Below are 26,100 nucleotides of genomic sequence, written 5' to 3' on the forward strand. Positions count from 1 at the left end.
CAGCCCAAATGAACACCAACGCTATCGCTCAATAACTGTGCTGGGTATCTTCGATCATCAGCCTGGCATCCCCCAGCGGGTGGCTGCTGGCATCGAAGAAGTACAGTGCGGTTGCGTTGAGGTCGCCGAAGCGATTGACGAAATGCTGCTTCTGGTTGATCACCGACGCATCGTTCAATGGCCGGATGGCAATGGCGAGGTGCTTGGGTTGCGCCTGGCGAATCGCTTCGACCAGGTGCTGGTCGCTGCTGTCCAGGTGCTGGCCGAACAGGCACAGCCCTTCGCGCTCGCTGGCCAGTTCGCCCAGGCACCAGGACAGGTAATCGCTGTGGCGAATGGCTGCCAGCTTTTCGTCGCTGCGCCCTTCGTTGATGAACAGCGGCACTTCGCCGGGTATGTTCACCGCGAAGCCGTCGAACAGTTCGGAGCCTTCGGCGCTGCGCTGGCGGGTCGTGCCGTCCGGTAGTTTGAGCAGGTGCAGGCCGCCATGCAGGTGCAGCACCCGCGTGCCTGAACTGGCTGTGCGGCGTACATCGAAGAAGCCCTGCTCATCGAACAGTTCGGCGAATCCATGTGGTGCGGCGTGTACCGCCCAGGGCAGTATCAGGTCGTAGTTGCTGGTGTAGACGCTGCGGTAGCTGCGCAAGGCCTGGTTGATCGTCGCCAGGGTGGTCTGCGGCAGCAGCGCCCAAGGCAGGTGTACGCTGCGAACGGCGTGGATCAGCGCTTCCTTGATCGAGTAGTAGCGGTTGAGCGGCGCAGTTGAGCTGATGGCCAATGCAGCGTTGGCCCGCACCGCCTGGTTGAGGGTGCTCAGCAGTGGTTCGAACAGCTCTGTTGCGAATGACTTGAACAGCGCCTGGTCGCTGACTGCCAGGCCTTTCTTGCGCCCGGCACTTTGGGCTTGCTCGTACAGCGAGAAATAGCCGAAGCGTTTCCACAGGGCGCGGCTGGCGCCATTGCCGAGCAACAATGCGTGGCTTGGGTGGCGCTGGTTGAGATCGGCCCAGGTGGGCAAATGGGCGTCGAGGGCAGGCATCGGCAGGTCCGTTGGCGTGGCGGAAAACGCCGCGACTTTAGCATGTCGTGCGGTGTTTACCGCTCGCCAGGCGCGGGTTGCGACGCTTCAAGTCATGGCGCGGGCTCATCCAGTGTCTTGGGCGGCTCGCTGGTGATCGTCGCAGGTACGCTAGGGGCGCTGTTCGAAGCCGTCCTGCGCTCGCGATTGCGCCACACCCGGTAGGCCCGAATCCCCGCCCGTACCGAGCCGAACAGCAGTTTGTCTTCCATCTCACGGGCCATCCCCGAGCGTACCAACATGCGCAGGAACGTGCCGCGGGCGCGGGCGATGGCGAAGTGAATACCTCGGGCGCGGAGGGTGTCGCGTACTTCGCGCAGGGCACTGATGCCGGTGACGTCGATACTGCTCACGGCCTCGGCGTCGAACAGCACCACCTGGATCGTGTGTTCGCGCTGCACGGCTTCGAGCAGGCGCATCTTGAAGTAGTCGGCGTTGAAGAACAGGATCGCGTCGTCGAAGCGGTACACCAGCAGCCCGGGTACGGTGCGCGCGTCCTTGTGTTGGCGCACGTCCACCTGGCCTTCGATGCCCGGCACCCAGCCCAGTACGGCATCGGTGGGTTGATAGATGCTGTACAGCAGACGCAGGATCGCCAGGGTCACGGCGAACACGATGCCCGGCAGTACGCCCAGGCCGAGCACGCCGACGGTGGTCAGCAGGCACAGCCAGAACTCGAAGCGGCTGAGCTGGCGAATGCCCTTGAGCGATTTAACATCGATCAGCCCCCAGCCGGCCATCAGTAGCACGGCGCCAAGCGCCGCCTGTGGGATCCAGGCCATGGGCGCGGTGAACAGCAGCAGGATCAACGCGATTACCAGCGCCGCGATGATGCCCACCAGTTGGCTCTTGCCTCCGACCATGTCGTTGACGGCGGTGCGCGAGTCGGCCCCGCTGATGGCAAAACCTTGGGAAAGACCGGCGGCCAGGTTGCTGACGCCCAGCGCGACGAATTCGTGGTTGGCGTTGATCGCATAGCCGTGGCGCGCGGCGAAGCTGCGCGCCGTGAGCATGGCGCTACAGAAACTGATGGTGGCGATCCCCAAGGCGTCGCGCAGCAGGCTCTTGGCTTCGGCCAGGCTGCTCTGTGGCCAGGCCAGCTCCGGGATGCCTGCTGGCACCGGGCCGAGGATCGCCACACCGAAGCGGTCCAGGCCGAACAAGCCGGTTAGCGCAGTGAACGCCACCACCGTCACCAACGCCGCCGGCCACTGTGGGCGGCGGCGCGGCAGCCAGATCAGCAGGCCCAGTGCGGTGAGGCCGATGACCAGCGTGAGCCAGTGAATTTCGCCCAGGCGCTGGAGGAAGTTGATCAGGCTGAGGATGAACCCATCGCCCTCGATGGTGAAACCCACCACTTTGGACAGTTGCCCGGCGATCAGGCTCAAGCCGATACCGTTGAGGTAACCGATCAGGATCGGCCGCGAGAAGAAGCTGGCGATGAAACCTGCGCGGGCCAGGCCTGCGGCGATCAGCATCACCCCCACCAGTACCGTGACGATCACCGACAATTCGGCGATGCGGTGGGTATCGCCCATGGCCAGCGGGGCCACGGCGCCGGCGATCATGGCGCAGGTGGCTGCGTCGGGGCCGACCATCAGCTGGCGCGAGCTGCCGATCAGGGCGTAGACGATCATCGGCAGCACGCAGGCGTACAACCCGTACTGCGGTGGCAGGCCGACGATCTGGGCATAGGCGATGGCAATCGGGATCTGGATCGCGGCCACCGAAAGTCCGGCCTGCAGGTCGGCGTGAAACCATTCGCGGCGGTAGTGCAACAGGTTGGCCAGGCCCGGTAGCCAGCGGGAGAGAAACATGCGCAGTCCTTGATGATGTTTCGATGAATACAGGCATTTATCGCCGCAACCGGTGTGGCAGGCAAGTGCGCGAAAGTCGGGCATTCAAGCGGATTGGCAGGTCAGCGGCCATGGGCCAGGTCAACGAAGGCGCAGAAACGAAAAAAGGAGCCGAGGCTCCTTTTGACAGCGATGACGTTACTGGAACGCCATGCGGGGTAATGCGATTTTTTGGAGCGGGTAGAGGGAATCGAACCCTCAACTAAAGCTTGGGAAGCTTTCGTTTTGCCACTAAACTATACCCGCGTCGGCGCCCGACTTTTTTACCAGAAACCTCCGCGAAATAGAAGCCCACGTTATAAAAAAGCCTGTCGGCGACCTGTAGCCTGCGGGTAGATGAAGCGCTACAGGGCGCCGATGTGCTCAGATGGCCAGTGCATGTTGCCCCTGTACGGGTGCGAAGCGTTGACGGGGCTGGCGGGTGGTCGGCTTGAGGAAGCCGAGCATCGCGCTACGGGTGTCTTCGCAAGCGCCCTTGTGCTCGATGTCGAGGAAGTGCCCAGCATCGCGGATCACGCTGAAGTGGCTCTGACCTACATGGCGACTGAACTGCCGGGCGTCCTCGACCGTGGTGTACTCGTCACGGTCACCGTTGATGAACAGCACCGGGATGTCAATGTTGCGTGCAGCCTTCAGGGCCCGCTCCAGGTCGTGTTCGAGCACCTGGTTGATGTGGAAGTGCATCTGCGCGTATTCGTGGCTGTCCAGGCTGCTGACGTGGCGGTAGTTGAAGCGTTTGAACAGCGACGGCAGGTACTTGCCGATGGTGTCGTTGACCAGGTTGCCCACCTGGTAGCGGTCGCAGGCAGCCAGGTACTGGCAACCCCGCTCCAGGTAGTCGCGCATCGGTTCGTTGATCACGGGCGAGAACGAACTGACGATGGCCTTCTTCACGCGCCGCGGCTGGTGCGCCAAGGCCAGCAGCCCGCAGGCGCCGCCCCAGGAGAACGACATCACGTGGTCGGCAGCGAAGTGCTCGATCAGCTCCAGCAGGATGTGCGCCTCGGTCTCCTTGGTGATCAGGCGTTCCTGGTGGTTGTGGGGCTTGGACTTGCCAGCGTACGGCTGATCGTAAAGCACCACGTTGAATTGCGGGTGCAGGTTGCGCACCGTCTGGGCGAAGGAAGCCGTGGTGGCCAATGAGCCGTTGATCAGGATGATCGTTTTTTCGGCGCCTTCGGCGCGATGGAACTCCGTGTAAACCCGGTACTGCCCTTGGATATCAAGTACAGCGATTTCTGGCCTCATGTCATCGACTCCTGGCGCCAAAAGGGTATTCGCGTCACCTAGGGTGCACGTGCTTTATGACAGGTAGGCATTCGCCTGGAAGTACAACCGGTGGGCCCTTGTGTCGATCCTTGACGCAGCGTCGACGGTATTGTTGTGGCGGGCGATTTGCCGTGCCCCAAGGCATCGAGACCCCGGGTGGCCGGCAAAAAGGTGTCTTGGACTGCACCTGTGACTGTTGGGTCACATGCAGACCGACAAGTGATGAGTCAAGCAGTGGGGCGCGGCTCGCGCAAGTGCCATTCAAGGGATTTTTCAAGGCAAACCGCCGGGCGGTATATGTAGTGCGCCGCGTGCCCGGCTACCCAATCGTTTGCGCGCAGACAGCCGCGCCAGCCCCTCAGATCAGGGCGATTTCCTGTGCCGTCAGCGCCCTGAACTGACCAGGCGCCAGGGCCGGGTCGAGCGCGATCGGGCCCATGCGTTCGCGATGCAGCGCCACCACCTTGTTCTGGAAATAGCCGAACATGCGTTTGACCTGATGGTAGCGCCCCTCGACGATGGCCAGGCGCGCCTCGTGCGGGCCAATGATCTCCAGCCGGGCGGGTAGGGTGGTGAGGTCTTCGAAGGCAAAGTAGAAACCTTCGTGGAACTTGTCGATGTAATGCTCGCCGATCGGGGCTTCGGTGCGCACCCGATAGATTTTCTCCAGCCGCGTGCGCGGTTGAGTCAGACGCCGTGACCATTGGCCATCGTTGGTCAGCAGCATCAGGCCGGTGGTGTTGTAGTCCAGGCGCCCGGCAATGTGCAGGTCCTCGTGCAGTTCGCGCGGCAGTAAGTCGAGCACGGTGCGGTGCTGCGGGTCGCGGGTGGCGCTGACGCAGCCGGTGGGTTTGTGCAGCATCAGGTAACGGGCCGCTCGGCCTGCTTGCAGCAACTGGTCATCCACTTCTACCCGGCTGAACTCACGCACCTCATGCAGCGGGTCGGCGGTTGCCTGGCCATCCACCCGCACACGCCGCTGGGCCAGCAGCAGGCGCACGTGCTGGCGGTTGTAGGTGGGCAGGTTGGCGAGAAATCGGTCGAGGCGCATGGGCTGACGGTGGCCGGGGATCGGCGCGCAGTCTAACCGATCCCAGGTGCTGGCGCTGCCTTGAGCTGGTCGTCTACCGCCGCGCAGCGCGGGCACAGGCAGGCCTTGTTGCGCAATTCGGCGGGCAGGGCCTGGAGGATTGCCGGGTCGATGCTCACCTCGAAGCACCAGCAGCCACGCGCGGCGCTGCGTGGGGCGGCGAGGCCGCAGCGGTTGGCGGCGCCGCAAGCGGGACAGTGGCTGGCGTCAGTCATGGTCGGTTCCGAGCATCTCGCTGCAGACACGGTTGCGTCCGCCTTGTTTGGCACGATAAAGCGCGTGGTCGGCGCGGCTGAGCAGGGTGTGCAGCGAGTCGCCGCGCTGCAAGCCCGACAGGCCGATGCTGGTGGTCAGGCGCAGCGGCTGGTCGGCGTAGCTGAAGGTCAGTTGCTCGGTGCGCCGCCGGATCTTTTCGGCCACCTCGATGGCCTGGCGGCCCTCGGCTTCGCGCAGCAGCACGATGAACTCCTCGCCGCCCCAGCGGCACAGTATATCGGACTGACGCAGGCTGCTTTGCAGCACGTGGGCGAATTGGCGCAGCACTTCGTCGCCTGCCAGGTGGCCGTGTGTATCGTTGAGCACCTTGAAGTGGTCAAGGTCGATCAGCAAGGCGACCAAGGGCGCGTTGTCGCGCTGGGCCTCGATCAGCGCTTGGCCGGCCAGCAGGTCGAAGCTGCGTCGGTTGGGCAGCCCGGTGAGGCTGTCGAGGGTGGCCAGGGCGTCGGCGTTGGCTTGGTGGCGCTTGATCATGGCGTTGAGCAGCGACAACACCACCAACGTGATCATCGTGCAGATGGCCAGGTTCAGATACAGCGACTGGCGGATGCGGTCCAGTGCGTCGGTCTCGCGCTTGTCCACCAGCAGGTACCAATCCAGCTCGGGCAGCAGGCGTATATTCAGGAAATGGCTGTGGCCATTGCTGTCGCGGTACTCGTGACTGCCCGCAGAAGGGGTGGGCATGCGCGTGAGCAGTTCCTCCCACTGGTCGCTGTCAGCCAGTTGCTGACCTGCGCGCAAGCCATGGGGGCCGCCGTCGGAGCCGGTGAGCATGATCTTGCCCTTGGCATCGGTGAAAATGACCGAGCGTTGGTAGCGGCGTTGGTAATCGTCGATCAGTTTCACCACCGACTCCACGCTCAGGCCCACGCCGACCGCACCGAGGAAGCGCTGCTGATAGTCGAGCACGCGGTAGTTGATGAACACGGTGAGCGTGTCCTGGTTAGCCATGTCCAGGTCGACGTTGATCGCGTAGGGTTCGGTCGACTCGCGTAGGCGAAAATACCAGGCATCGCGCCAGGCTTCGGGCTTGACTCGCTTGAGCACGCCCTTGGCCTGGTAGTAGGTGAGGCTGCGGTCGGAGACGAAGAAGCTGGTGCAGGTGTTCTGGGTATCCATCACCTCGCTCAGGTAGCGGGTCATGCGTTCGCTGTCCTGTTCGCCGGCCAGCACCCAGTCGCGCAGGAAGGTGTCCTGGGCCATCATCGCCGACATCTGCACGGGACGGATCAGGTCTTTCTGGATCTCGGAGTAGACCGTATCGGAGGTCAGCGGCAACTCGGTGTTGACGATGCCATCACGGATCGCCCCGCGCGAGGCGTAGTAGCTCAGCAGCGACGTAGCCAAAAAGCCGCAGGCCAGCAACAGCAGGAGCGTGAAGATCAGCGAGCGTTGCGAAAACAGGGCGGAAGGCGAAGGCATGATCGTCCCGTGATATGTGCCAGAGTTCACATTCTAGTGAGATGGCCGATAAATGACTGCATGTTTTTCAGGGTTATACGAGCTGTTTCAATTTGTTGCCGAAATGGCACTGTTTACCGGTCTCGCGGTCTTATCAGGTGTCGGTGATCCGCCTATCGCCGACGCCCGTCAGCGCCGCTGAACCGGGCACCCCTGCGGTCCAGGAGGCCGCCATGTACCCACGAATCCTCATCATTGTCCTGTTGGGACTGCTGACATCCGCCTGCGCGCCGTACTACGAGAGCGACGGCTATTACCGTAGCGACTATTACAGCAGCGATCGTTACGTCTACCCCGGTTATTACCGCCAGGATCGCTATTACGTGACGCCACAGCCGCGCTACTACTACCAGCCTGCGCCGCGTTACTACCAACCGGCTCCGCGTTATTACCGGCCTGAGCCTGCGCCTCACTACCGCCCTGGCCCGCCTCCTGGCAGGCCAACGCAGTGGCAAGGCAACCCGCGCCATGACTACGGCAACCGGCAGCGCTATGACTATGGGCGCGACCGTGACCGGCAAGACTACCGCAACGACAACCGCGGTAATGGCGGTGATCGTTGGCATTCGCAAGGCCAGGGTAACCGCGACCGCAGGCCGAACGCTGGCGGCGGTAACGACAGCGGCAACGGACGCGGCGGGGACCGCAACTGGCAGCGTTGAAGCCATCGCCGTGCGTGTCGGATCGTCCGCTGCGCACGGCGATGCGTTCAATCCAGCTCGGCCAGCGGATGACGTCCCTCCCACACCTTCGAGAAGTGCGCCTGCACCACACTGTTGGGAACCTGCGCCACATCCGGCCAATGCCAATGGGGTGCGTGGTCCTTGTCCAGCAGCCTGGCGCGTACGCCTTCGCTGAATTCGGGATGGCGACAACAGTTCAGGCTCAGGCCGTACTCCATTTGCAACGCCTGCGCCAGTGACAGATGCCGGGCTCGGCGCAGTTGTTCCCAAACCAGGTGCGCGGTCAGCGGGCAGCCTTTCTGCAAGCGCTGGCCGGCCTCGGCCAGCAAAGGGTCGGCGTGCCCTGACAGGCTGCTCAAGGCGCGCCAGGCGGCAACCGGATCAGCCACATCGAGCATTGCGTCAATCTGTGTCCGGCGTGCCAGCCACTGACCTTCGGGCAGCTCGGCCCAGGCGCGGTGTTGTTCGGCCTTGAGCAGGCTGTTGAGCTGAAGCGCCGTTTGCTCCTGCCAGTTCAGTTGCAGCAGTTCCTCGATCAGAACGTCTTGTTGCCCCTCGCTGAGGAAACGGTCGGCCAGGCCGAGGTCCAGGGCGTCGCGGGCGTTGAGGGGGGCGCCGGTCAAGGCGAGGAACAGGCCGAGTTTGCCGGGCAGGCGCGAGAGGAACCAGCTGGCGCCCACATCGGGGTACAGGCCGATGCTGATCTCTGGCATCGCCAACTGGCTGCTGGGGGTGACGATGCGCACCGCAGCCCCTTGCAACAAGCCCATGCCGCCGCCTAGCACATGGCCGTGCCCCCAGCACAGCAGGGGCTTGGGGTAAGTGTGCAAGCAGTGATCGAGGCGGTACTCGCTGGCGAAGAAGGTGGCGGCCAGTTCAGGCACGCTGCCGGGAGCTTCACGGCAGGCCTGGGCCAACGCGCGTACATCGCCCCCGGCACAGAACGCCTTGGGGCCGTTGCCGCGCAAGAGCACGCAAACCACCCTTGGGTCGCGGGCCCAGGCCTGCAACTGCGTGTGGAGCATCTCGATCATTGGCAGTGTCAGGGCATTGAGGGTCTTGGCAGCATCCAGGCTGGCGATGCCGATTCGGGCGCCGTCGGCGCCAGTGAGTACTTCGCATTGAATGGACATGAGCTACCTCGCGCAAGTCATCCCATCAGTATGGCTCGTCGAGGCGAAGCTGCAGGTCGCCGGTCGCTTCGATTGACAACCCGGCGCAGCTTTCCTAGTGTCGCGCCACTTTGCTTCTGGACAGGCCCATGACCGACGACGATCGCATCAAGCTCGAACCCAGCTGGAAGGCCGCCCTGCGCGCCGAGTTCGACCAGCCGTACATGCACCAACTGCGCGAGTTCCTGCGTGCCGAGTATGCTGCTGGCAAGCAGATCTATCCGCCGGGGCCGATGATCTTCAATGCCTTGAACTCCACGCCGTTGGACCAGGTCAAGGTGGTGATTCTCGGCCAGGACCCGTACCACGGCCCAGGCCAGGCCCACGGCCTGTGCTTCTCGGTGCAACCGGGCGTTGCCACGCCGCCTTCGCTGGTCAACATCTACAAGGAGCTGCAGCGCGACCTGAACCTGCCGATTCCGTCCCATGGGTATTTGCAGAGCTGGGCCGAGCAGGGCGTGTTGTTGCTTAACACCACTATGACCGTGGAGCGCGCCAACGCTGCTTCCCACGCCAAGAAAGGCTGGGAGTTCTTCACCGACCGGATCATCCAGGTGGTCAGCGAACAATGCCCGAGCGTGGTGTTCCTGCTGTGGGGCGCACATGCCCAGAGCAAGCAGAAGCTGATCGATGCCAGCAAGCATCTGGTGCTCAAGTCGGTGCACCCCTCGCCATTGTCGGCGTACCGTGGGTTCTTTGGGTGCGGGCATTTCAGCCGGGCCAATGGTTTTCTCGAGCAGCGCGGGATGACGCCAATCGACTGGGCGGTGCCGCCACTGTGATCGGCTGACGCGTGGTGCTGGCTTCTTCGCGGGTAAACCCGCTCCCACAGCAAATGCGCCGCCCTCAGAGCCTGCGCCGTACCTGTGGTAGCGGGTTTACCCGCGAAGAGGCCAGCACATTATTCCTGGCTGGCGTTCCAGCGCCTGAACAACGGCTCGGCCAAAAACAGCACGAGCAACAAGCGCATCACCTGCAGCGCGGTCACCAGCGGCACTGACAACTGCAAGGTCTCGGCCGTCAGGCTCATCTCGGCGATGCCGCCAGGCATCATGCCCAGGGTCAGCGAGCGCAGGTCCAGTTGGGTGAGCAGGCTCAAGCCCCAGGCCGCCGCTGCCGCGATCAGCATGCACAAGGCGGTGGCCAGCAGGGTGCGGCCGAGGAACGCAGGAGCGCGGCGGAAGAAGGCCCGGTTGAAGTGACACGCCAAGCCGCTGCCGATCAGCCACTGGCCAACCTGGCTGGCGCCGTTGGGCAAGCCGATTTGCAGGTTACCCGCCAGGCTCACGCTGGCGGCCACCAGCAGCGGGCCGAACAACCATGGGTTGGGCTGGCGCAGGCGCTGCCAGAGCAACGCCACTGCCACGCCCAGCGGCGCGATCAGCGCCAGCCAGGCCCAATTGACACTCCCAGCATGGTCCAGCGCCACGCCATCACCGAGCAGTAGCTTGAACAGTGCCGGCACGCAGAGCACCACCGTCAGCACCCGCAGGCTCTGCGCGGCGGCCACCTGGCTGAGGACTGCGCCATTGCGTGCCCCCAGGTTGACCATCTCGCCCGAACCGCCCGGCATGCTGGCGAAGAACGCCGTGGCGCGGTCCTCGCCGGTACGCCGCAACAGCCAGATACTGATGACGCTGGAGAGTGTGGTGAACAGCGCGCCGAACACGATCAAGGCGAAGTGGTTGGCGACTTGTTCGATCACCTGCGGGGTGAAGTGCAGGCCGATCCCGATCCCGATGATCCACTGTCCGCATTTGCGCCCGTTGGGGATTTCGCTGAGTTGCCAGGGCGTCAGGCAGCGCACCAGGATGATCGCCAGCAACGAGCCGACCATCCACGGCAAAGGCCAGCCGACCTGGCTGGCGGCAAAGCCGCCTGCCAGGCCAACCAGCCCGGTTGCCCAAAACACAGGCACGCTGCGATCAGGCACCGGCCATGGCTCGGCGCTGCAAGGTGCGTTTGCGCCAGATACGCAGCAGCGGCAGGGAGAGCATGCAGGCGGTCAGCACCCACACCGACAGGCTGATCGGGCTCGACCAGAGAATGCCCAGCTCACCGTTGGAAATCGACAGCGCGCGGCGCAGGTTCTGCTCCATCAACCCGCCGAGGATGAAGCCCAGCAGGATCGGCGACAGTGGGAAGTCCAGCTTGCGCAGGATATAGCCCATGATGCCGATGCCGACCATCAGGAACAGGTCGAAGGTGGTGGCGTGCACGGCGTACACACCAATCGCAGTGATGATTGCGATCACCGGCACCAGCGCCCAGTTCGGCACGGCCAGGATGCGGGTGAAGATGCGGATCATCGGGATGTTCAGGATCACCAGCATGATATTGGCGATGAACAGCGAGGCGATCAGGCCCCAGACGATGTCCGGTTGCTGTTCGAACAGCAGCGGGCCTGGGGTGATGTTGTACAGGGTCAGGGCGCCGATCATCACCGCCGTGGTGCCCGAGCCTGGAACGCCGAGGGTCAGCATCGGCACCAGGGCGCCGCAGCACGAGGCGCCGATGGCGGTTTCCGGGGCGGCCAGGCCGCGGGCATCGCCCTTGCCGAACTTGCCGCTGTCACCCGCGATGCGTTTCTCGGTCATGTAGGCCACGGCGCTGGCCAGGGTGGCGCCTGCTCCAGGCAGTACGCCCATGACGAAACCGAGCAGACCGCAGCGGATGTTGACCACGAAGACCGAGGCGGCTTCCTTGAAGTTGAACAGCATGCGGCCGGTGGCCTTGACTGCTGCGTGTCCGTGGTGGGTCTTTTCCAGCAGCAACAGGATTTCGCTGATGGAGAACAGGCCCAGTACCAGCACCACGAATTGAATGCCGTCGGCCAGGTGCACGCTGTCACCGGTGAAGCGGTACACACCGCTGTTGGCATCGATGCCGACTGCCGACAGGAACAGCCCGATCAACGCGGCGATGAAGGTCTTCAAAGGCTTGTCGCCGGCCATGCCACCCAGGGCAACGATGGCGAAGACCATCAACACGAAGTATTCCGCTGGTCCGAAGGCGATTGCCCACTTGGCCAGCAGCGGGGCGAACAGCACCATGCCGCAGGTGGCGATGAAGGCACCGATGAACGAACTCCAGGCCGACAGCGACAGGGCCACACCTGCCAGCCCTTGGCGCGCCATCGGGTAGCCGTCCAGGGTGGTCATCACAGTGGAGGCTTCACCGGGGATGTTCAAAAGGATCGAGCTGATGCGCCCGCCGTATTCGCAGCCCAGGTACACCGCCGCCAGCAGGATCAGCGCCGACTCCGGCGGTAGCCCCAAGGCGAAGGCGATAGGGATCAGCAGGGCCACGCCGTTGATCGGGCCCAGGCCTGGCAACAGGCCGACCACGGTGCCGATCAGGGTGCCACTCAGGGCGGTGACCAGGTTATACGGGCTCAGGGCGACGCCGAAGCCCTGGCCGAGGTAGCTCAAGGTATCCATGTATCAGTTCTCCAGTACGCTCAGCAGGCCAAGGGGCAGGGGGACGTCCATGACCCGGTCGAACAGCCAGTAGAGGAAGAGGCTCATGCCCACTACCACGACGGCGCTGGGCAGCCAGCGGCCGCCATACAGGCGTGCCATCGGCAGGCCGACCAGGATCGCGCTGAGGATGAAGCCCAGCGGCTCGAAGGTGCCGGCGAAGACGATCAGCAGGCCCACGCAGATGGCGATCTTGATCAGGGTTTCGCGGTCCAGCTCCGGTTCGTCATCCTTGCGTACGATGGGGGTGGGGCGGATGGCCAGGTACAACAGGCCCAGGCTCATCAGCCCGAGCATCAGCAACGGGTAAGCGCGCGGGCCCACCGGCTCATAGGAAAACGCGGCCTGGTAGGGCCAGGCCATTACGGCCAGGGCTGCGCACACGGCGAGCAGGACCAGGGCGAAGAGGCGTTGCAGGATCATCGGGGAATCCTCGATTGAAGCGGCTTTCACACTTCCCTGTGGGAGCGGGCAAGCCCGCTCCCACAGGGGGCTCGATTACTGAATCAACCCGAATTCCTTGGCCAGGGTCTTGTAGTCCGCCACCTGCTTCTTCACGTAGCCATCCAGCTCCTCGCCGGTCATGGCGAACGGGAACAGCTCGCGCTGGTCACGCAGCTTGGCGAAGTCTTCCGATGCGAGCATCTTGTCGAACGACTGCTTCCACCAGGCGTAGTCCTCGTCGCTGACTTTTGGCCCTAGGTAGAAACCACGTACCACCGGCCAGACGATGTCGTAGCCTTGTTCCTTGGCGGTCGGGATGTCTTTCATTTCTGGCTCGTCCAGGCGCTTTTCGGAGAACACCGCGAGGATGCGCATGTTGCCGCTCTGGATATGCGGCATGGAGTCGGAAATATCCGTGGAGCCGACCTGGATGTGTCCGCCGAGCAGTGCGGTGGCGATCTCGCCGCCGCCTTCCAGGGCCACGTAGCGCAGGTCGCGTGGATTGATACCAGCGGCCTTGGCGATCAGGGCGGTCTGCATCCAGTCCTGGCTACCGACGGTGCCGCCTGAGCCGATCACCACCTTGCTTGGGTCTTTCTTCAAGGCCGCGACCAGATCGTCGAGGGTCTTGTAGGGCGAGTCGCTCTTCACCGCGATGGCGCCGTAGCTGGTGCCCACGGCGGCCAGCCATTTCACGGCGTTCTCGTCGAAACGGCCGAATTTGCCTTGCGCCAGGTTGAGCAGCGAGCCGCTGGACCAGGCGATCAAGGTGCCGGCATCTGCCGGACGCTGGGCGACGACCGCGTTGTAGGCCACCGCACCCACGCCACCGGGCATGTAGGTGACGCGCATCGGTTTGCTGAGGATCTTCTCCTGCACCAGGGCGCTTTGCACCAGCTTGCAGGTCAGGTCGAAACCACCACCGGGCGAGGCCGGGGCGATGCATTCAGGACGTTTGGGCTCGGCGGCCAGGGCGTTGCCGGCCAGCAGCAGGCAGCCAGTGACGAGGGCGAGGCGGCGCAGTGAAAAGGTCATCGTCTATCTCCGTGAGCATTGTTGTTATGGGTTACCACAGGGCCACGCTGTAGCTCACCAGCAGCCGCACTTCGTCGGCATCGCGGGCGAAGTTGGAGCGGAAGGTGGCGTTGCGCAGGCGCACGGCGACGTTCTTCAACGGGCCGGTTTGTACCACGTACTTCAGCTCGGTGTTGCGTTCCCATTCCTTGCCTTCGCCAGCGGCGGCGCGGCTGACGTTGTCGCCATTGATATAGCGGGTCATGAAGGTCAGGCCGGGGATGCCCAGGGCTGCGAAGTTGTAGTCGTAGCGCGCCTGCCAGGAGCGCTCGTCGGCATCTGCGAAGTCGTTGATCTGGACGAAGTTGACCAAGTAGGGGTCGGCACCGTCGACGTAGGGGAAGGCGCTGTCGCCGGACAGCTGCTGCCAGCCGGCGCTGAGCTTATGCCCGCCCAGGCCATAGCTGAACATGCTGCTGAAGGTCGTGTTGTCGATGCGCCCGGCCTTGGCCGAGCCTGCCTCGTCACTGATCGCCAGGCGCAGGTCGGCGCCGAAGGTGCCCGGTCCCCAAGGCTGGGTGGCGACCATGCCGATAAAGTGCTGGCGGTAGATGTCGTCGAGCTGGGCGAAGTGGTAGCTGCCGGTGATACGGTCGGTGAACTTGTAGTCCAGGCCCGCCAAGTTCAGGTGGTCGGAGCTGAAGGTGCCGCCAAAGCGACCGTTCTTGTTGTTGAGGGCCAGTGCTTCCCAGTTGGTGTCGTTGCGGTCCTTGGCGTGGTCCAGGCGCCCACCGGTGAAGGTCAGGCCCTTGATCTCCTGGGAGGTGAGCAGGCCGCCCTCGAAGGTCTGCGGCAGGATGCGCCCGTCGTTGGGCTGCAGGGTCGGCAGTTCCGGGATCAGGGTGCCGATCTTCAGTTCGGTCTTGGAAATCTTCACCTTGCCGGTCAGGCCAAGCTTGGAGTATTCGTCGGCGGCGCGGCCATCGTCGTGGGTCGGCAGCAGGCCGGAGTTGGTACGGTCAGGGCTGGAGTCGAGCTTGACCCCCAGCATGCCCAGTGCGTCCAGGCCAAAGCCTACAGGGCCTTCGGTGTAGCCGGACTCGAAGTTGAGCATGAACCCCTGGGCCCATTCGTCGCGTTTGGATTGTTGCGCGCTGGTGCCATCGCGGAAGTCGCGATTGAAGTACATGTTGCGGGTTTCGAAGGTGGCCGTGCTGTCTTCGAAGAAGGCGGCCTGGCTCAGCGGGGCGACGCCTGCAAGCGCAAGGGCGCTGGCAATCGCCGATGGACGTGCGGACAGGGAACGGCTAGGCGCGAACGCCTTAGGCTGCGATGACAGCATCGGGATGACTCCGTTTATTGTTCTTATTCGTTGCACCTTGCTGGTGCTTTTTTCGGCGCGTAGGGCGACCGTGGTGCGATGCTAGGTAACGAACCTTTCGCTAACCTTTCAGCGTGAAAGGTTTGTTACAAGGGGCTTCACAGGCCCCTGGACAGCGGTAAACTCCGCGCCACCGACCCACCCGAGCAGGGAGAATCCGATGCGTGTGCTGCTGGTCGAAGACCACCTGCAACTGGCCGAAAGCGTGGCCCAGGCCCTCAAGAGCCAAGGCCTGACCGTGGACGTCCTGCACGATGGCGTGGCCGCCGACCTGGCCCTGGCCAGTGAGGATTACGCCGTGGCTGTACTGGATGTCGGCCTGCCACGCATGGACGGCTTCGAGGTGCTGGCGCGTCTGCGTGGGCGTGGCAAGACCTTGCCGGTGCTGATGCTGACCGCGCGCAGCGATGTCAAGGATCGGGTCCACGGGCTCAACCTTGGCGCCGACGACTACCTGGCCAAACCGTTCGAATTGGCCGAGTTCGAAGCGCGGGTCAAGGCCCTGCTGCGGCGCAGCGTGCTCGGTGGCGAGCGCCAGCAGCGCTGCGGCCCGTTGGTCTACGACCTGGATACCCGGCGCTTTAGCCTGGAAAACGACCCCCTGACCTTGACCCAGCGCGAGCAGAGTGTGCTCGAAGCTTTGATCGCCCGACCGGGGCGGGTGATGAGCAAGGAGCAACTGGCCGCCCAGGTATTTGGCCTGGACGAAGAGGCCAGCCCTGACGCCATCGAGATTTACATCCATCGCCTGCGCAAGAAGCTCGATGGCCAGCCGGTGGCCATCGTCACGTTCCGCGGCCTGGGTTACCTGCTCGAGCACCGCGATGCGTGACAACGGAAGCCTGCGCGGTCGTTTGCTGGGCAACCTGGCGCTGTTGCTGGTGGTGCTGATGCTGGCCAGCGGCTTGAGCGCCTACTGGAACGGCCGCGAAGCGGCCGATACCGCCTACGACCGCACCCTGCTGGCCTCGGCGCGGACCATCGCCGCCGGCCTTTCGCAACGTGACGGCACCCTCAGTGCCGACGTGCCGTACGTGGCCCTGGATACCTTCGCCTACGACAGCGCCGGGCGTATCTACTACCAGGTGCTGGACATCAACCAGAAACTGATCTCCGGTTACGAGCGCCTGCCACCGCCACCGCCGGGCACACCGCGCACTGACGACTATCCGGCCTTGGCGCGTTTCTACAATGCCACCTATCTGGGTCAGGACGTGCGGGTGGTGAGCTTGCTCAAGGCGGTCAGCGAGCCGAACATGAACGGCATGGCCGAGATCCGCGTCGCCGAAACCGAAGAGGCGCGGGTGCGCATGGCCCGCAGCCTGATGGCCGATACCCTGCTGCGTCTGGGCATGCTGGCGCTGGGTGCGCTGGGGCTGGTGTGGTTCGCCGTGAGCGCCGCCCTGCGGCCGTTGGAGCGCCTGCGCAGTGCCGTTGAGGAGCGCCAGCCTGACGACCTGCGGGCCTTGCCGGTGGTGCAGGTGCAACGCGAGCTGGGGCCGTTGGTGCGTGCGCTCAATCACTTTACCGAGCGCCTGCGAGGCCAGTTCGAGCGTCAAGCGCAGTTCATCGCCGATGCCGCCCACGAGCTGCGTACGCCGTTGGCGGCGCTCAAGGCGCGGGTGGAGCTTGGGTTACGTTCCAAGGCGCCCGAGGAGTGGCGTCAGACCTTGGAGTCCGCGGTACAAGGGACCGATCGGCTCACCCACCTGGCTAATCAGTTGCTGTCGCTGGCGCGGGTCGAGAACGGCGCTCGGGCCATCGCCGAAGGCGGCGCCCAGCGTCTTGATCTGAGCCAACTGGCGCGCGAGCTGGGGATGGCCATGGCGCCGTTGGCCCATGCCCGTGGCGTGGCCTTGGCGCTGGAGGCGCAGGCACCTGTATGGCTCAAGGGCGAGCCGACCCTGCTCAACGAACTGCTGAGCAACCTGGTGGACAACGCCTTGGCCCACACCCCTGCCGGAGGCGATGTGATCCTGCGCGTGTTGGCGCCAGCGGTGCTGGAGGTCGAAGATGATGGCCCTGGTATCCCTGAGGGCGAGCGCGAGCGGGTGTTCGAGCGTTTCTACCGGCGCAGTGCCCAAGGCAGCGGCTTGGGCCTGGCGATTGTCGGGGAGATCTGCCGGGCGCATCTGGCGCAGATCAGCCTGCACGATGGTGAGCGAGGCGGGTTGAAGGTACGGGTGAGTTTCATCGCCGATTGAGCGGCGGGCCTGCGTTGTAGTGCGCGGCGCCCAGGTCGGACAGCGCTTTCAGCGCAACATGCTGCGCGCGTCCAGCAACTCGTCCATCTCCAGCTCGGTGCCGAAGGGCAGCCCAAGGTGTCGGTAGGCGGGCAGGGCGGCGAGCGGACGGCTGCGCCCGCGCTGGCTGATGCAGCGGGCGATCTGGACCACGTCGATGTAGTCGATCTGGTCGGTGCGCCGATCGAGGTCCTGGACCTGGCTGGGCAGGTTCACCAGTTGCTCGGGGAACTCCCAGGCGCTGAGGATCTTGTCACCCAGCGCCGGCTGGATCTGCTCGATCACATAATGCAGGCAGACCGGGTCCGAGAGCAGCTCGTTGTGCTCCTCGGCGTAGATCAGTACCGGCAGGGCGCCGATCTGGTGAACCAGCCCGCCCAAGGCCGCCTGGTCGGGTTTGAGTGTGGTGTGGCGTCGGCATACTTCGTAGCTGATGCCTGCAACTTCAAGGCTATTGGTCCATATATCGCGTAACTTCGTTTCGACTGCCGGCGCTCGGGCGTGGAAGATCTGCTCGATCACCAGACCGATGGCCAGGTTGCTGCTGTAGTTGATGCCCAGCCGTGTGATGGCGGTATGCAGGTCGGTGACCTCGACGGCGGCGCGCAGCAGCGGGCTGTTGACCACCTTGATCAGGCGCGCCGACAAGGCGGCGTCGCGGCCGATCACTTTGCTAAGGGCCGAGACACTGATCTCGCTGTCCTCGGCCGCCTCGCGGATGCTCAGGGCGACCTCTGGTAGGGTCGGCAGGACCAGGTCGTCGTTGTCGATGGCTGCCAGCAATTGTGCTTGGACCATCTCGGCCAGCTTGTTCATGGGACTTCTCTACCGCAAAGGTGGTGCGGCCCCGCAGGCAGGCGGGGCGGGCTGGTCAGCGCTGGATTTCCCGGTCGCGGTCCAGTTCGTAAGGCAGGTCGAGCAGTGTCAGGCGTGGGCCTTGAAGGTCGCCCAGGTGCAGGTTGTCGTCGGCCACCGCCTCGGCGCTGAGCACCGCCAGCAGCTCGATGCCATGACCGGTGGACGCGGCGATCACCACCTCGCCGACCGATGAACCGTGAGTAGGCGAGAAGATCTCGGCGCCCGGTGCCGGCAGCTCGGTCTGCTCTAGGGCCAGGCGGTACTGGCGACGCTTGAGCTTGCCCAGGTACTGCATACGCGCGACGATTTCCTGCCCGGTGTAGCAGCCTTTCTTGAAGCTCACGCCATCGACTGCTTGCAGGTTGATCATTTGCGGGATGAACAGCTCGCGGGTCGGGCCCATTACCTGGCCAATGCCTGCGCGCACCTGGCCGAGCAGCCAGTCGTTGAGCGTGCCTTTGGGCAGTGTGGGGGCGAGCTGTTCACGCACCTGCGTGGCCTGTTCGGCCGCCACCCACAGCTCGGCGCGCTGGGCGCTGGCGCGGATGGCGAACAGGCGTTCATGGCGAACCGTCGCCCCCGGGCTGTCCGGCAGGGCCAGGCCCAGTGCCTGCAACGCGCTATCGCCGTGTTGCAGGCCGAAGCGTACCCAGGCGGCGCTCTCGTCGGTGAGGGTGGCTTTGGAGAACACGGCGTACTTCTTGAGGTCGGCCAGTTGCGCTTCGAGCAGCTCGCTGGCCATTGCCAGGAGGTAGCCGTTGCCCTCAGGCACGATGCGGAAGCTGGACTGCATGCGCCCCTTGACCATGCAGCGTGCGCCCAAGCTGGCATACGCGTCGCTGAGGTAGTTGATGTTGCAGGTCAGCTGGCCTTGCAGGAATTTGCCGGCATCGGAGCCGCGGACGGCGAGGACGCCCTCGTGGGCGAGCGTACAGAAGAAAGCGGAATCGGCCATGGGTCATCGCGGTGGCTTAAAGACTGGCGGTCATCATAGAACGGCGGTAACAAAATAGGTAGGTGACTAGACCAACGCCCGGTGTCGCTTCGTCTGCGTCGCGGTATACTGCGCGACCATTCGAGGAGGGCCCCATGGTCGAACAAACTGAACTCAATCGGCTTTTCTGGCACAGCCGTCGTGGCATGCTGGAACTGGACGTGCTGCTGGTGCCTTTCACCCAGGAGGTCTACCCCACCCTGAGCGAGACCGACCGCGAGCTGTATGTGCGCCTGTTGAGCTGCGAGGATCAGGACATGTTTGGCTGGTTCATGGAGCGCACCGAGTCCGAAGACCCCGAGCTTCAGCGTATGGTGCGGATCATTCTGGACCGTGTTCAGCCCAAGTGATGGTTTCGAGTGCCACTGGCACGGCTCGCGCCGGCTGTTGGTGCTCTACCTCGCATGCCAGGCTCTGGCGCTGGCGGCATTGTGGCTGAGTGCTCTGCCTGGGTGGGTATGCCTGGCTGTACTGGGTGCCTGCATTGCCCACGCGGGCTGGGCCATTCCCCGTCGTATCCTGTTGAGTCACCCGCACGCCATCACGGGGCTACGCCGCGACGCGCTTGGCTGGTGGGTGTTCAGCCGTTCGCAGGGGTGGCAGTCGGTGCGCTTGCGCCGCGACAGTGTTGCGGTGCCACGCTGCGTGGTGCTGCGTTTCGCCCGTGAAGGGCGCTGGTGGACTGAATCCCAGTGCATCGCGCAGGATGCACTGGACCTTGAGCAGCACCGCCGTTTACGGGTCAGGCTCAAGTTCGGTCGGCGCCGCTGGGCATGCGGCGCCTGATTCAGGTCGGGCTGAGAACCGTATCCACCGCCTTTGGCAGCATGCCTGGATAATCCAGGGTGTAATGCAGTCCACGGCTTTCCTTGCGCTGCATCGCCGAGCGGATCATCAGCTCGGCCACCTGGGCCAGGTTGCGCAGTTCGATCAGGTCGCGGCTGACCTTGTAGTTGCTGTAGAACTCGTCGATCTCGGCAAGCAGCATGCGTACCCGGTGCTCGGCGCGTTGCAAGCGCTTGCTGGTGCGCACGATGCCCACGTAGTCCCACATGAATCGCCGCAGCTCGTCCCAGTTGTGGGCGATGATCACATCCTCGTCAGAATCGGTGACTTGGCTTGCGTCCCAGCAGGGCAGGGCGCGTGGCATGCCGACCGTTTCCAGGTGCGCCTGGATGTCCGTCGCGGCGGCGCGGCCATACACGAAGCATTCGAGCAATGAGTTGCTGGCCATGCGATTAGCGCCATGCAGGCCGGTGAAACTGGTCTCGCCAATCGCGTAGAGCCCCGGCACGTCGGTGTGGCCGCGATCGTCCACCATCACGCCGCCACAGGTGTAATGCGCCGCAGGTACTACCGGGATGGGTTGACGGGTGATATCGATGCCAAAGGTCAGGCAGCGCTCGTAGACGGTGGGGAAGTGGCTCTTGATGAAGTCGGCCGGCTTGTGGGTAATGTCCAGGTACACGCAATCCACACCCAGGCGCTTCATCTCGTGGTCGATGGCGCGGGCGACGATGTCGCGTGGGGCCAGTTCTTCACGGGGGTCGAAGCGCGGCATGAAGCGCTCGCCATTGGGCAGGCGCAGCAGGGCGCCTTCGCCACGCAAGGCTTCGGTGATCAGGAAGCTTTTGGCTTGCGGGTGGTACAGGCAGGTGGGGTGGAACTGATTGAACTCAAGGTTCGCTACCCGGCAGCCTGCACGCCAGGCCATGGCGATGCCGTCGCCACAGGCGCCGTCTGGGTTGCTGGTATACAGGTAGACCTTGGCTGCGCCGCCGGTGGCCAGTACGGTGAAGCGCGCGCCGAAGGTGTCCACTTCGCCACTGTTGCGGTTGAGCACGTAGGCCCCCAGGCAGCGTTCGCCTGGCAGGCCGAGGCGGCGCTCGGTGATCAGGTCGACTGCCACGCGCTGCTCCAGCAGCTCGATGTTCGGGCGCCGGCGAGCTTGCTCGAGCAACGTGGTGAAAATGGCTGCCCCGGTCGCGTCGGCGGCATGGATGATGCGCCGATGGCTGTGGCCGCCTTCACGGGTTAAGTGAAATTCGAAACCGCCGTCGTCGACACTGGCGTGTTCGTCGCGGGTGAACGGCACGCCTTGTTCGATCAACCATTCGATGGCCTGGCGGCTGTTCTCGACGGTGAAGCGAACCGCGTCTTCATGGCACAGGCCGCCGCCTGCGTTGAGGGTGTCCTCGACATGCGACTGCACCGTATCGGTGTCGTCCAGCACCGCGGCTACGCCGCCCTGTGCCCAGAAGGTCGAGCCATTGGCCAGGTCACCCTTGCTCAGTACGGCAATACGCAGGTGATCCGGGAGGTTCAGTGCCAGGCTGAGACCGGCGGCACCACTGCCGATCACCAGGACATCATGTTGGAATTGTTGGCTCATGTCGGGACACTAGTAATCTTCGAAGGGGGCACGGCACAATAGTCGCGCGCAGATGGCATTGTGAAACTATCGTGAAGCCTTGCCGGGATGCCTTTATAGCAGCCCTGGGTGCCTGATTTCCAATGGCACCTGCGAGGCTCGGGCGATCTTTTTGGGAACTTTCCTACAGCCCTGGAAATCCTAAGAAGGCTGCCCGCACGCCACAGTTTGCCGCGGCGACGCAGGGCGGCAGCTCTATCTTGGGCTGGCACCTGTGTAATGAAACCAGATTATCGACGCAGTCGGCGCTGACCGTTCTGCGACTTTCGTGTGAGCCGACCAAGGGCCGCAGGAAACTTGCTTGGAGGGGAGAACTTTTGCGTAAAGCCCGAGTCTATGGTTGCAAGCCTGAGCGATGGCTGCTGCAACGCTCCTTCGAGCTCATTGAGGAGTGTTCATGCTAACCCAGGAAGAGGATCAGCAGCTTGTCGAGCGCGTGCAGCGTGGCGACAGGCGAGCGTTCGATCTGTTGGTGCTGAAGTACCAGCACAAGATTCTCGGGTTGATCGTGCGTTTCGTACACGACACCCATGAAGCGCAAGACGTGGCGCAGGAGGCCTTCATCAAGGCCTACCGGGCGCTGGGGAATTTCCGTGGTGACAGCGCGTTCTATACGTGGTTGTACCGCATCGCCATCAACACGGCGAAGAACTATCTGGTGTCCCGTGGAAGACGGCCGCCAGACAGTGATGTTAGCTCCGAGGATGCGGAGTTTTACGACGGCGATCATGGTCTCAAGGATCTCGAGTCCCCAGAGCGCTCGTTGTTGCGGGATGAAATCGAAGGCACTGTCCATCGCACCATCCAGCAACTGCCGGAAGATTTGCGTACGGCCCTGACGCTGCGCGAGTTCGATGGTCTGAGTTACGAAGACATTGCCAGCGTCATGCAATGTCCAGTGGGTACCGTGCGCTCTCGAATCTTCCGCGCTCGGGAGGCCATAGACAAAGCCCTGCAACCCCTGTTGCAGGACACCTGAGACAGCGGCGACAGCCAAGAGAGGAACCGCCATGAGTCGTGAAGCTTTGCAGGAATCGCTGTCCGCGGTAATGGATAACGAAGCGGACGAACTGGAACTGCGTCGCGTGCTGAATGCCGCCGACGATGCCGAAACCCGTGCCACCTGGTCGCGTTACCAGGTAGCGCGTGCGGCGATGCACAAGGAATTGCTGCTGCCTAAGCTGGATATCGCCTCGGCGGTTAGCGCAGCGTTGGCCGATGAGGCCGTGCCGGCCAAGGTCAAGCAGGGCCCATGGCGCAGCCTCGGCCGTCTGGCCGTTGCAGCCTCGGTCACGGTTGCCGTACTGGCAGGCGTACGTTTCTACAACCAAGATGAGATCAGCGGCGCCGAACTGGCCGCGCAGCAGCCTGCCCAGCAAGGTCTGAGCATGCCACAGGCGCAAGGACCGGCCGTGCTGGCAGGTTACAGTGAAAGCAGCGAACAACCGACCGGCCCGATGGCTAACGGTGTATTGCAGAACCAAGCCGGCTGGGATCAGCGTCTGCCAGGCTACCTGCGCCAGCATGCCCAGGAGTCTGCGCTCAAGGGCACCGAGACCGCTCTGCCTTACGCACGCGCCGCTAGCCTGGAAAATCGCTAATTAAGGAGGATCATGCGCGCGCTCCCTCTCCTGTCGCTGCTGCTCGGCAGCAGTCTGACGGTGCAGGCCCTGGCGGCCAATTCCTCGCCCGAGGCCAGCGAATGGTTGAACAAGCTGGCGCGGGCAGAACAGACGCAGAGCTACCAGGGTTCGTTCGTCTATGAGCGCAATGGCAGCTTCTCCAGCCACGATATCTGGCACCGCGTCCAGAATGGCAAGGTCAGCGAGCGGCTATTGCAGCTCGACGGCTCGGCGCAGGAGATCGTACGCGTCGATGGTAAGGTGCAATGCGTGAGCGGTGCACTGGCCAGCGGCGTGGGTATTCCTCCCGATTCGGCTGCGCGTGTGCTCGATCCCCTGAAGCTGATGAGTTGGTACGACCTGAGTGTCGCGGGTAAATCCCGCGTCGCCGGGCGCGATGCGGTGATCGTCACGCTCACCCCGCGCGACCAGCATCGCTACGCGTTCGAAATGCACCTGGATCGCCAGACCGGCCTGCCGCTGCGCTCGTTGATGATCAACGACAAGGGGCAGTTGCTTGAGCGTTTCCAGATGACGCGCCTGGACACCGAGGATGCGCTAAGCGATGCCGACCTGACCGGCAGTGCTGCCTGCAAGCCTGTCGAAGCGGTGCCCGCTACGACCGCTCAAGCTGTCGCGGGATGGCGATCGGACTGGCTGCCCCCTGGTTTCGAACTGATCAACAGCAGTGTGCGTCGTGATCCGGCGCGCAAGAGCACGGTCAGCAGCCTGATGTACGACGATGGCTTGGCGCGCTTCTCGGTGTTCCTTGAGCCGGTCGCCGACGGTGCGGGTGCGGACACGCGCGCGCAATTGGGGCCGACCGTGGCGGTTTCGCGCCATCTCACTACCCCCAAGGGCAAGATGATGGTGACCGTGGTGGGTGAGATTCCATTGGGTACTGCCGAGCGCGTGGCGTTGTCGATGCGCGCGCAAGATGCGCAGGCACGTCAATGACGGCGCGCCTTCTGACAGCTTCTGTTACACAGAGCTGACATGAAATTAAAGCATTGTCATTTGCAATCCAGCGGCAAATTTTCTATAGGTCAGGCTTCTCGGAGTCTGGCCTTTGCTGTGTGTGCAGGGGTCTAACTGCTAACTACGCTCGTTGTGACGGGAGCCGTATGTCAATACCACGCTTGAAATCCTACCTATCGATGTTCGCCGCCGTGCTGATGCTCGGTCAGGTGCTCACCGCCCAGGCCGAAGAATCGCTGCCGGACTTCACCACGCTGGTCGAGCAGGCCTCGCCTGCGGTAGTCAACATCAGCACCAAGCAGAAACTGCCGGATCGCCGCGTCGCGGCTGGGCAGATGCCCGACCTCGAAGGCTTGCCGCCGATGTTCCGCGAGTTCTTCGAGCGCAACATGCCGCAGCAGCCGCGCACGCCCCGTGGCGACCGTCAGCGTGAAGCGCAGTCGCTGGGCTCAGGTTTCATCATCTCCAGCGATGGTTACGTGCTGACCAACAACCACGTGGTCGCCGACGCCGACGAGATCATCGTCCGCCTGTCCGACCGCAGCGAGCTGCAAGCCAAGCTGGTGGGCACCGATCCACGCACCGACGTAGCCCTGCTCAAGGTCGATGGCAAGAACCTGCCGACCGTCAAATTGGGCGATTCCGAGAAGCTCAAGGTGGGTGAGTGGGTGCTGGCCATCGGTTCGCCGTTTGGCTTCGACCATTCGGTGACCAAGGGTATCGTCAGCGCCAAGGGACGCACCCTGCCTAACGACACCTATGTGCCATTCATTCAGACCGACGTGGCGATCAACCCAGGTAACTCTGGCGGCCCGCTGTTCAACATGAAGGGCGAAGTGGTGGGGATCAACTCGCAGATCTTCACCCGCTCCGGTGGCTTCATGGGTCTGTCGTTCGCCATTCCGATCGACGTCGCCATCGATGTCTCCAATCAGCTCAAGAAAGACGGCAAGGTCAGCCGTGGCTGGCTGGGCGTGGTGATTCAGGAGGTCAACAAGGACCTGGCTGAATCCTTCGGCTTGGATAAGCCGGCCGGTGCGCTGGTTGCCCAGGTGCTGGAGAGCGGTCCTGCCGCCAAGGGGGGGCTGCAGGTGGGTGACGTTATCCTGAGCATGAACGGCCAGCCGATCGTCATGTCGGCTGACCTGCCGCACCTGGTCGGTAGCCTGAAAGACGGTGAGAAAGCCAAGCTGGAAATCATTCGTAACGGTAAGCGTCAGAACCTCGATGTGACCGTAGGCGCACTGCCGGACGACGATGCCGAGATTGCCGCCAGTGCCGAAGGCAGCACCGAGCGCAGCAGCAATCGCCTGGGGGTTGCGGTGTCCGACTTGACCGCCGAGCAGAAAAAATCCCTGGAGCTCAAGGGTGGCGTGGTCATCAAGGAAGTTCAGGATGGTCCGGCAGCGCTCATCGGCCTGCGTCCGGGCGATGTGATCAGTCACCTGAACAACCAGGCGATCGGCTCGGCCAAGGAGTTCACCGAGATTGCCAAGGAGTTGCCGAAGAACCGTTCGGTGTCCATGCGTGTGCTGCGTCAGGGGCGTGCGAGCTTCATTACCTTCAAGCTGGCTGAATAAGCCGGTATCGGGGTAGGAAAATTAAGCCTGTCAGTTAAGTCTTTGCAGTAGTTGGGGCCGCTTTGCGGCCCTTTCGCTGCACTAGGCCGCTCCTACAATGTCCGCGTAAGCCTGGGAAGTGTGTCGGCTTGCACAGTCGTGTAGGAGCGGCCTTGAACTGGTCAAGCAATTTTGGACACCGGTTAAGGTTC

The 26,100-nt window shown here is 63.5% G+C and carries 25 protein-coding genes and 1 tRNA gene; 10 read left to right on the forward strand and 16 right to left on the reverse strand.

Going from position 1 to position 26,100, the window contains the following annotated elements:
- Positions 1-28: 28 nt before the first annotated feature.
- The 7 genes from FEM01_RS13670 to FEM01_RS13700 form a co-directional block, all read right to left on the reverse strand.
- A complete protein-coding gene (locus tag FEM01_RS13670; RefSeq protein WP_138220015.1) occupies positions 29-1,039 on the reverse strand; it encodes a DUF4917 family protein in 1,011 nt (336 codons plus the stop codon).
- A gap of 92 nt (positions 1,040-1,131) precedes the next feature.
- Complete coding sequence (locus tag FEM01_RS13675; protein ID WP_240791753.1) at positions 1,132-2,895, reverse strand: SulP family inorganic anion transporter; 1,764 nt, start codon at positions 2,893-2,895, stop codon at positions 1,132-1,134.
- A 211-nt stretch (positions 2,896-3,106) separates the two neighbouring features.
- Positions 3,107-3,180, reverse strand: a tRNA-Gly gene (locus FEM01_RS13680).
- Positions 3,181-3,297: 117 nt separating this feature from the next.
- Positions 3,298-4,182, reverse strand: a complete 885-nt coding sequence (locus FEM01_RS13685) for an alpha/beta fold hydrolase (RefSeq protein WP_138220016.1) — start codon at positions 4,180-4,182, stop codon at positions 3,298-3,300.
- A 379-nt stretch (positions 4,183-4,561) separates the two neighbouring features.
- Positions 4,562-5,254: a pseudouridine synthase gene (locus FEM01_RS13690; RefSeq protein ID WP_138220017.1), complete on the reverse strand. Its 693-nt coding sequence runs from the start codon at positions 5,252-5,254 to the stop codon at positions 4,562-4,564.
- A gap of 32 nt (positions 5,255-5,286) precedes the next feature.
- Entirely contained in the window at positions 5,287-5,508 is a 222-nt protein-coding gene (locus tag FEM01_RS13695; RefSeq protein ID WP_138220018.1) for a cysteine-rich CWC family protein, read from the reverse strand.
- The gene (locus FEM01_RS13700; protein WP_138220019.1) at positions 5,501-6,991 is read right to left on the reverse strand and encodes a sensor domain-containing diguanylate cyclase; all 1,491 of its coding nucleotides are present in this window, start codon (positions 6,989-6,991) and stop codon (positions 5,501-5,503) included. Before FEM01_RS13700 ends, FEM01_RS13695 begins: the two co-directional genes overlap by 8 nt.
- A 212-nt stretch (positions 6,992-7,203) precedes the next feature.
- Here FEM01_RS13700 and FEM01_RS13705 point away from each other — a divergent pair, with 212 nt between their 5' ends.
- Positions 7,204-7,692, forward strand: coding sequence for a hypothetical protein (locus tag FEM01_RS13705; RefSeq protein ID WP_138220020.1), 489 nt, complete (start codon positions 7,204-7,206; stop codon positions 7,690-7,692).
- Between the two features lie 47 nt (positions 7,693-7,739).
- On the opposite strand, the gene FEM01_RS13710 is transcribed toward FEM01_RS13705, so the two are convergent.
- Complete coding sequence (locus FEM01_RS13710; protein ID WP_138220021.1) at positions 7,740-8,846, reverse strand: enoyl-CoA hydratase/isomerase family protein; 1,107 nt, start codon at positions 8,844-8,846, stop codon at positions 7,740-7,742.
- Positions 8,847-8,974: 128 nt separating this feature from the next.
- Here FEM01_RS13710 and ung point away from each other — a divergent pair, with 128 nt between their 5' ends.
- Positions 8,975-9,667: a uracil-DNA glycosylase gene (gene ung / locus FEM01_RS13715; RefSeq protein WP_138220022.1), complete on the forward strand. Its 693-nt coding sequence runs from the start codon at positions 8,975-8,977 to the stop codon at positions 9,665-9,667.
- 119 nt (positions 9,668-9,786) lie between these two features.
- On the opposite strand, the gene FEM01_RS13725 is transcribed toward ung, so the two are convergent.
- The 5 genes from FEM01_RS13725 to FEM01_RS13745 form a co-directional block, all read right to left on the reverse strand.
- Positions 9,787-10,818, reverse strand: coding sequence for an AbrB family transcriptional regulator (locus FEM01_RS13725; RefSeq protein ID WP_138220024.1), 1,032 nt, complete (start codon positions 10,816-10,818; stop codon positions 9,787-9,789).
- Complete coding sequence (locus tag FEM01_RS13730; protein WP_138220025.1) at positions 10,811-12,325, reverse strand: tripartite tricarboxylate transporter permease; 1,515 nt, start codon at positions 12,323-12,325, stop codon at positions 10,811-10,813. The genes FEM01_RS13725 and FEM01_RS13730 overlap by 8 nt, the downstream gene beginning before the upstream one ends.
- A gap of 3 nt (positions 12,326-12,328) precedes the next feature.
- Positions 12,329-12,787, reverse strand: a complete 459-nt coding sequence (locus FEM01_RS13735; protein WP_138220026.1) for a tripartite tricarboxylate transporter TctB family protein — start codon at positions 12,785-12,787, stop codon at positions 12,329-12,331.
- 75 nt (positions 12,788-12,862) lie between these two features.
- Complete coding sequence (locus tag FEM01_RS13740) at positions 12,863-13,843, reverse strand: Bug family tripartite tricarboxylate transporter substrate binding protein (RefSeq protein ID WP_138220027.1); 981 nt, start codon at positions 13,841-13,843, stop codon at positions 12,863-12,865.
- Positions 13,844-13,874: 31 nt separating this feature from the next.
- The gene (locus FEM01_RS13745) at positions 13,875-15,164 is read right to left on the reverse strand and encodes an OprD family porin (RefSeq protein ID WP_138220028.1); all 1,290 of its coding nucleotides are present in this window, start codon (positions 15,162-15,164) and stop codon (positions 13,875-13,877) included.
- A gap of 199 nt (positions 15,165-15,363) precedes the next feature.
- Between FEM01_RS13745 and FEM01_RS13750 the strand changes: the two genes are divergently transcribed.
- Positions 15,364-16,035, forward strand: coding sequence for a response regulator (locus FEM01_RS13750; protein ID WP_138220029.1), 672 nt, complete (start codon positions 15,364-15,366; stop codon positions 16,033-16,035).
- A complete protein-coding gene (locus FEM01_RS13755; protein WP_138220030.1) occupies positions 16,028-17,407 on the forward strand; it encodes a sensor histidine kinase in 1,380 nt (459 codons plus the stop codon). Before FEM01_RS13750 ends, FEM01_RS13755 begins: the two co-directional genes overlap by 8 nt.
- A gap of 48 nt (positions 17,408-17,455) precedes the next feature.
- Here FEM01_RS13755 and FEM01_RS13760 read toward each other — a convergent pair whose 3' ends face one another.
- Complete coding sequence (locus FEM01_RS13760) at positions 17,456-18,262, reverse strand: HDOD domain-containing protein (protein ID WP_138220031.1); 807 nt, start codon at positions 18,260-18,262, stop codon at positions 17,456-17,458.
- 55 nt (positions 18,263-18,317) lie between these two features.
- Positions 18,318-19,259: a YgfZ/GcvT domain-containing protein gene (locus FEM01_RS13765; protein ID WP_138220032.1), complete on the reverse strand. Its 942-nt coding sequence runs from the start codon at positions 19,257-19,259 to the stop codon at positions 18,318-18,320.
- Positions 19,260-19,393: 134 nt separating this feature from the next.
- Here FEM01_RS13765 and FEM01_RS13770 point away from each other — a divergent pair, with 134 nt between their 5' ends.
- Both FEM01_RS13770 and FEM01_RS13775 read left to right on the forward strand, forming a co-directional pair.
- A complete protein-coding gene (locus FEM01_RS13770) occupies positions 19,394-19,648 on the forward strand; it encodes a succinate dehydrogenase assembly factor 2 (protein WP_138220033.1) in 255 nt (84 codons plus the stop codon).
- The gene (locus FEM01_RS13775) at positions 19,632-20,084 is read left to right on the forward strand and encodes a protein YgfX (RefSeq protein WP_138220034.1); all 453 of its coding nucleotides are present in this window, start codon (positions 19,632-19,634) and stop codon (positions 20,082-20,084) included. The genes FEM01_RS13770 and FEM01_RS13775 overlap by 17 nt, the downstream gene beginning before the upstream one ends.
- Position 20,085: 1 nt before the next feature.
- Here the strand turns inward: FEM01_RS13775 and nadB are convergent, their stop codons facing one another.
- A complete protein-coding gene (gene nadB, locus FEM01_RS13780) occupies positions 20,086-21,690 on the reverse strand; it encodes an L-aspartate oxidase (protein WP_138220035.1) in 1,605 nt (534 codons plus the stop codon).
- 436 nt (positions 21,691-22,126) lie between these two features.
- Between nadB and rpoE the strand changes: the two genes are divergently transcribed.
- From rpoE to FEM01_RS13800, 4 genes are all read left to right on the forward strand, one after another.
- Positions 22,127-22,708 carry an RNA polymerase sigma factor RpoE gene (gene rpoE / locus FEM01_RS13785; RefSeq protein ID WP_008094990.1) on the forward strand — a complete coding sequence of 194 codons (582 nt, stop codon included), beginning with the start codon at positions 22,127-22,129 and terminating at the stop codon, positions 22,706-22,708.
- 31 nt (positions 22,709-22,739) lie between these two features.
- Positions 22,740-23,330 (forward strand): sigma-E factor negative regulatory protein, encoded by a 591-nt coding sequence (locus FEM01_RS13790; protein ID WP_138220036.1) that lies wholly within the window; start codon positions 22,740-22,742, stop codon positions 23,328-23,330.
- Positions 23,331-23,342: 12 nt separating this feature from the next.
- Positions 23,343-24,308 (forward strand): MucB/RseB C-terminal domain-containing protein, encoded by a 966-nt coding sequence (locus FEM01_RS13795; RefSeq protein WP_138220037.1) that lies wholly within the window; start codon positions 23,343-23,345, stop codon positions 24,306-24,308.
- A gap of 200 nt (positions 24,309-24,508) precedes the next feature.
- Positions 24,509-25,909, forward strand: coding sequence for a DegQ family serine endoprotease (locus tag FEM01_RS13800; RefSeq protein WP_416781539.1), 1,401 nt, complete (start codon positions 24,509-24,511; stop codon positions 25,907-25,909).
- Positions 25,910-26,100: the final 191 nt, after the last annotated feature.

The organism is Pseudomonas mosselii, from assembly GCF_005796105.1.
GTDB classification, from domain to species: Bacteria; Pseudomonadota; Gammaproteobacteria; order Pseudomonadales; family Pseudomonadaceae; genus Aquipseudomonas; species Aquipseudomonas mosselii_C.

What these genes read in the sequence shown, in the direction of transcription:
- FEM01_RS13670 (WP_138220015.1), bottom strand. Translation starts at nt 1,039, where the DNA reads ATGCCTGCCCTCGACGCCCATTTGCCCACCTGGGCCGATCTCAACCAG.
- FEM01_RS13675 (WP_240791753.1), bottom strand. Translation starts at nt 2,895, where the DNA reads ATGTTTCTCTCCCGCTGGCTACCGGGCCTGGCCAACCTGTTGCACTAC.
- FEM01_RS13685 (WP_138220016.1), bottom strand. Translation starts at nt 4,182, where the DNA reads ATGAGGCCAGAAATCGCTGTACTTGATATCCAAGGGCAGTACCGGGTT.
- FEM01_RS13690 (WP_138220017.1), bottom strand. Translation starts at nt 5,254, where the DNA reads ATGCGCCTCGACCGATTTCTCGCCAACCTGCCCACCTACAACCGCCAG.
- FEM01_RS13695 (WP_138220018.1), bottom strand. Translation starts at nt 5,508, where the DNA reads ATGACTGACGCCAGCCACTGTCCCGCTTGCGGCGCCGCCAACCGCTGC.
- FEM01_RS13700 (WP_138220019.1), bottom strand. Translation starts at nt 6,991, where the DNA reads ATGCCTTCGCCTTCCGCCCTGTTTTCGCAACGCTCGCTGATCTTCACG.
- FEM01_RS13705 (WP_138220020.1), top strand. Translation starts at nt 7,204, where the DNA reads ATGTACCCACGAATCCTCATCATTGTCCTGTTGGGACTGCTGACATCC.
- FEM01_RS13710 (WP_138220021.1), bottom strand. Translation starts at nt 8,846, where the DNA reads ATGTCCATTCAATGCGAAGTACTCACTGGCGCCGACGGCGCCCGAATC.
- ung (WP_138220022.1), top strand. Translation starts at nt 8,975, where the DNA reads ATGACCGACGACGATCGCATCAAGCTCGAACCCAGCTGGAAGGCCGCC.
- FEM01_RS13730 (WP_138220025.1), bottom strand. Translation starts at nt 12,325, where the DNA reads ATGGATACCTTGAGCTACCTCGGCCAGGGCTTCGGCGTCGCCCTGAGC.
- FEM01_RS13735 (WP_138220026.1), bottom strand. Translation starts at nt 12,787, where the DNA reads ATGATCCTGCAACGCCTCTTCGCCCTGGTCCTGCTCGCCGTGTGCGCA.
- FEM01_RS13740 (WP_138220027.1), bottom strand. Translation starts at nt 13,843, where the DNA reads ATGACCTTTTCACTGCGCCGCCTCGCCCTCGTCACTGGCTGCCTGCTG.
- FEM01_RS13745 (WP_138220028.1), bottom strand. Translation starts at nt 15,164, where the DNA reads ATGCTGTCATCGCAGCCTAAGGCGTTCGCGCCTAGCCGTTCCCTGTCC.
- FEM01_RS13750 (WP_138220029.1), top strand. Translation starts at nt 15,364, where the DNA reads ATGCGTGTGCTGCTGGTCGAAGACCACCTGCAACTGGCCGAAAGCGTG.
- FEM01_RS13755 (WP_138220030.1), top strand. Translation starts at nt 16,028, where the DNA reads ATGCGTGACAACGGAAGCCTGCGCGGTCGTTTGCTGGGCAACCTGGCG.
- FEM01_RS13760 (WP_138220031.1), bottom strand. Translation starts at nt 18,262, where the DNA reads ATGAACAAGCTGGCCGAGATGGTCCAAGCACAATTGCTGGCAGCCATC.
- FEM01_RS13765 (WP_138220032.1), bottom strand. Translation starts at nt 19,259, where the DNA reads ATGGCCGATTCCGCTTTCTTCTGTACGCTCGCCCACGAGGGCGTCCTC.
- FEM01_RS13770 (WP_138220033.1), top strand. Translation starts at nt 19,394, where the DNA reads ATGGTCGAACAAACTGAACTCAATCGGCTTTTCTGGCACAGCCGTCGT.
- nadB (WP_138220035.1), bottom strand. Translation starts at nt 21,690, where the DNA reads ATGAGCCAACAATTCCAACATGATGTCCTGGTGATCGGCAGTGGTGCC.
- rpoE (WP_008094990.1), top strand. Translation starts at nt 22,127, where the DNA reads ATGCTAACCCAGGAAGAGGATCAGCAGCTTGTCGAGCGCGTGCAGCGT.
- FEM01_RS13790 (WP_138220036.1), top strand. Translation starts at nt 22,740, where the DNA reads ATGAGTCGTGAAGCTTTGCAGGAATCGCTGTCCGCGGTAATGGATAAC.
- FEM01_RS13795 (WP_138220037.1), top strand. Translation starts at nt 23,343, where the DNA reads ATGCGCGCGCTCCCTCTCCTGTCGCTGCTGCTCGGCAGCAGTCTGACG.
- FEM01_RS13800 (WP_416781539.1), top strand. Translation starts at nt 24,509, where the DNA reads ATGTTCGCCGCCGTGCTGATGCTCGGTCAGGTGCTCACCGCCCAGGCC.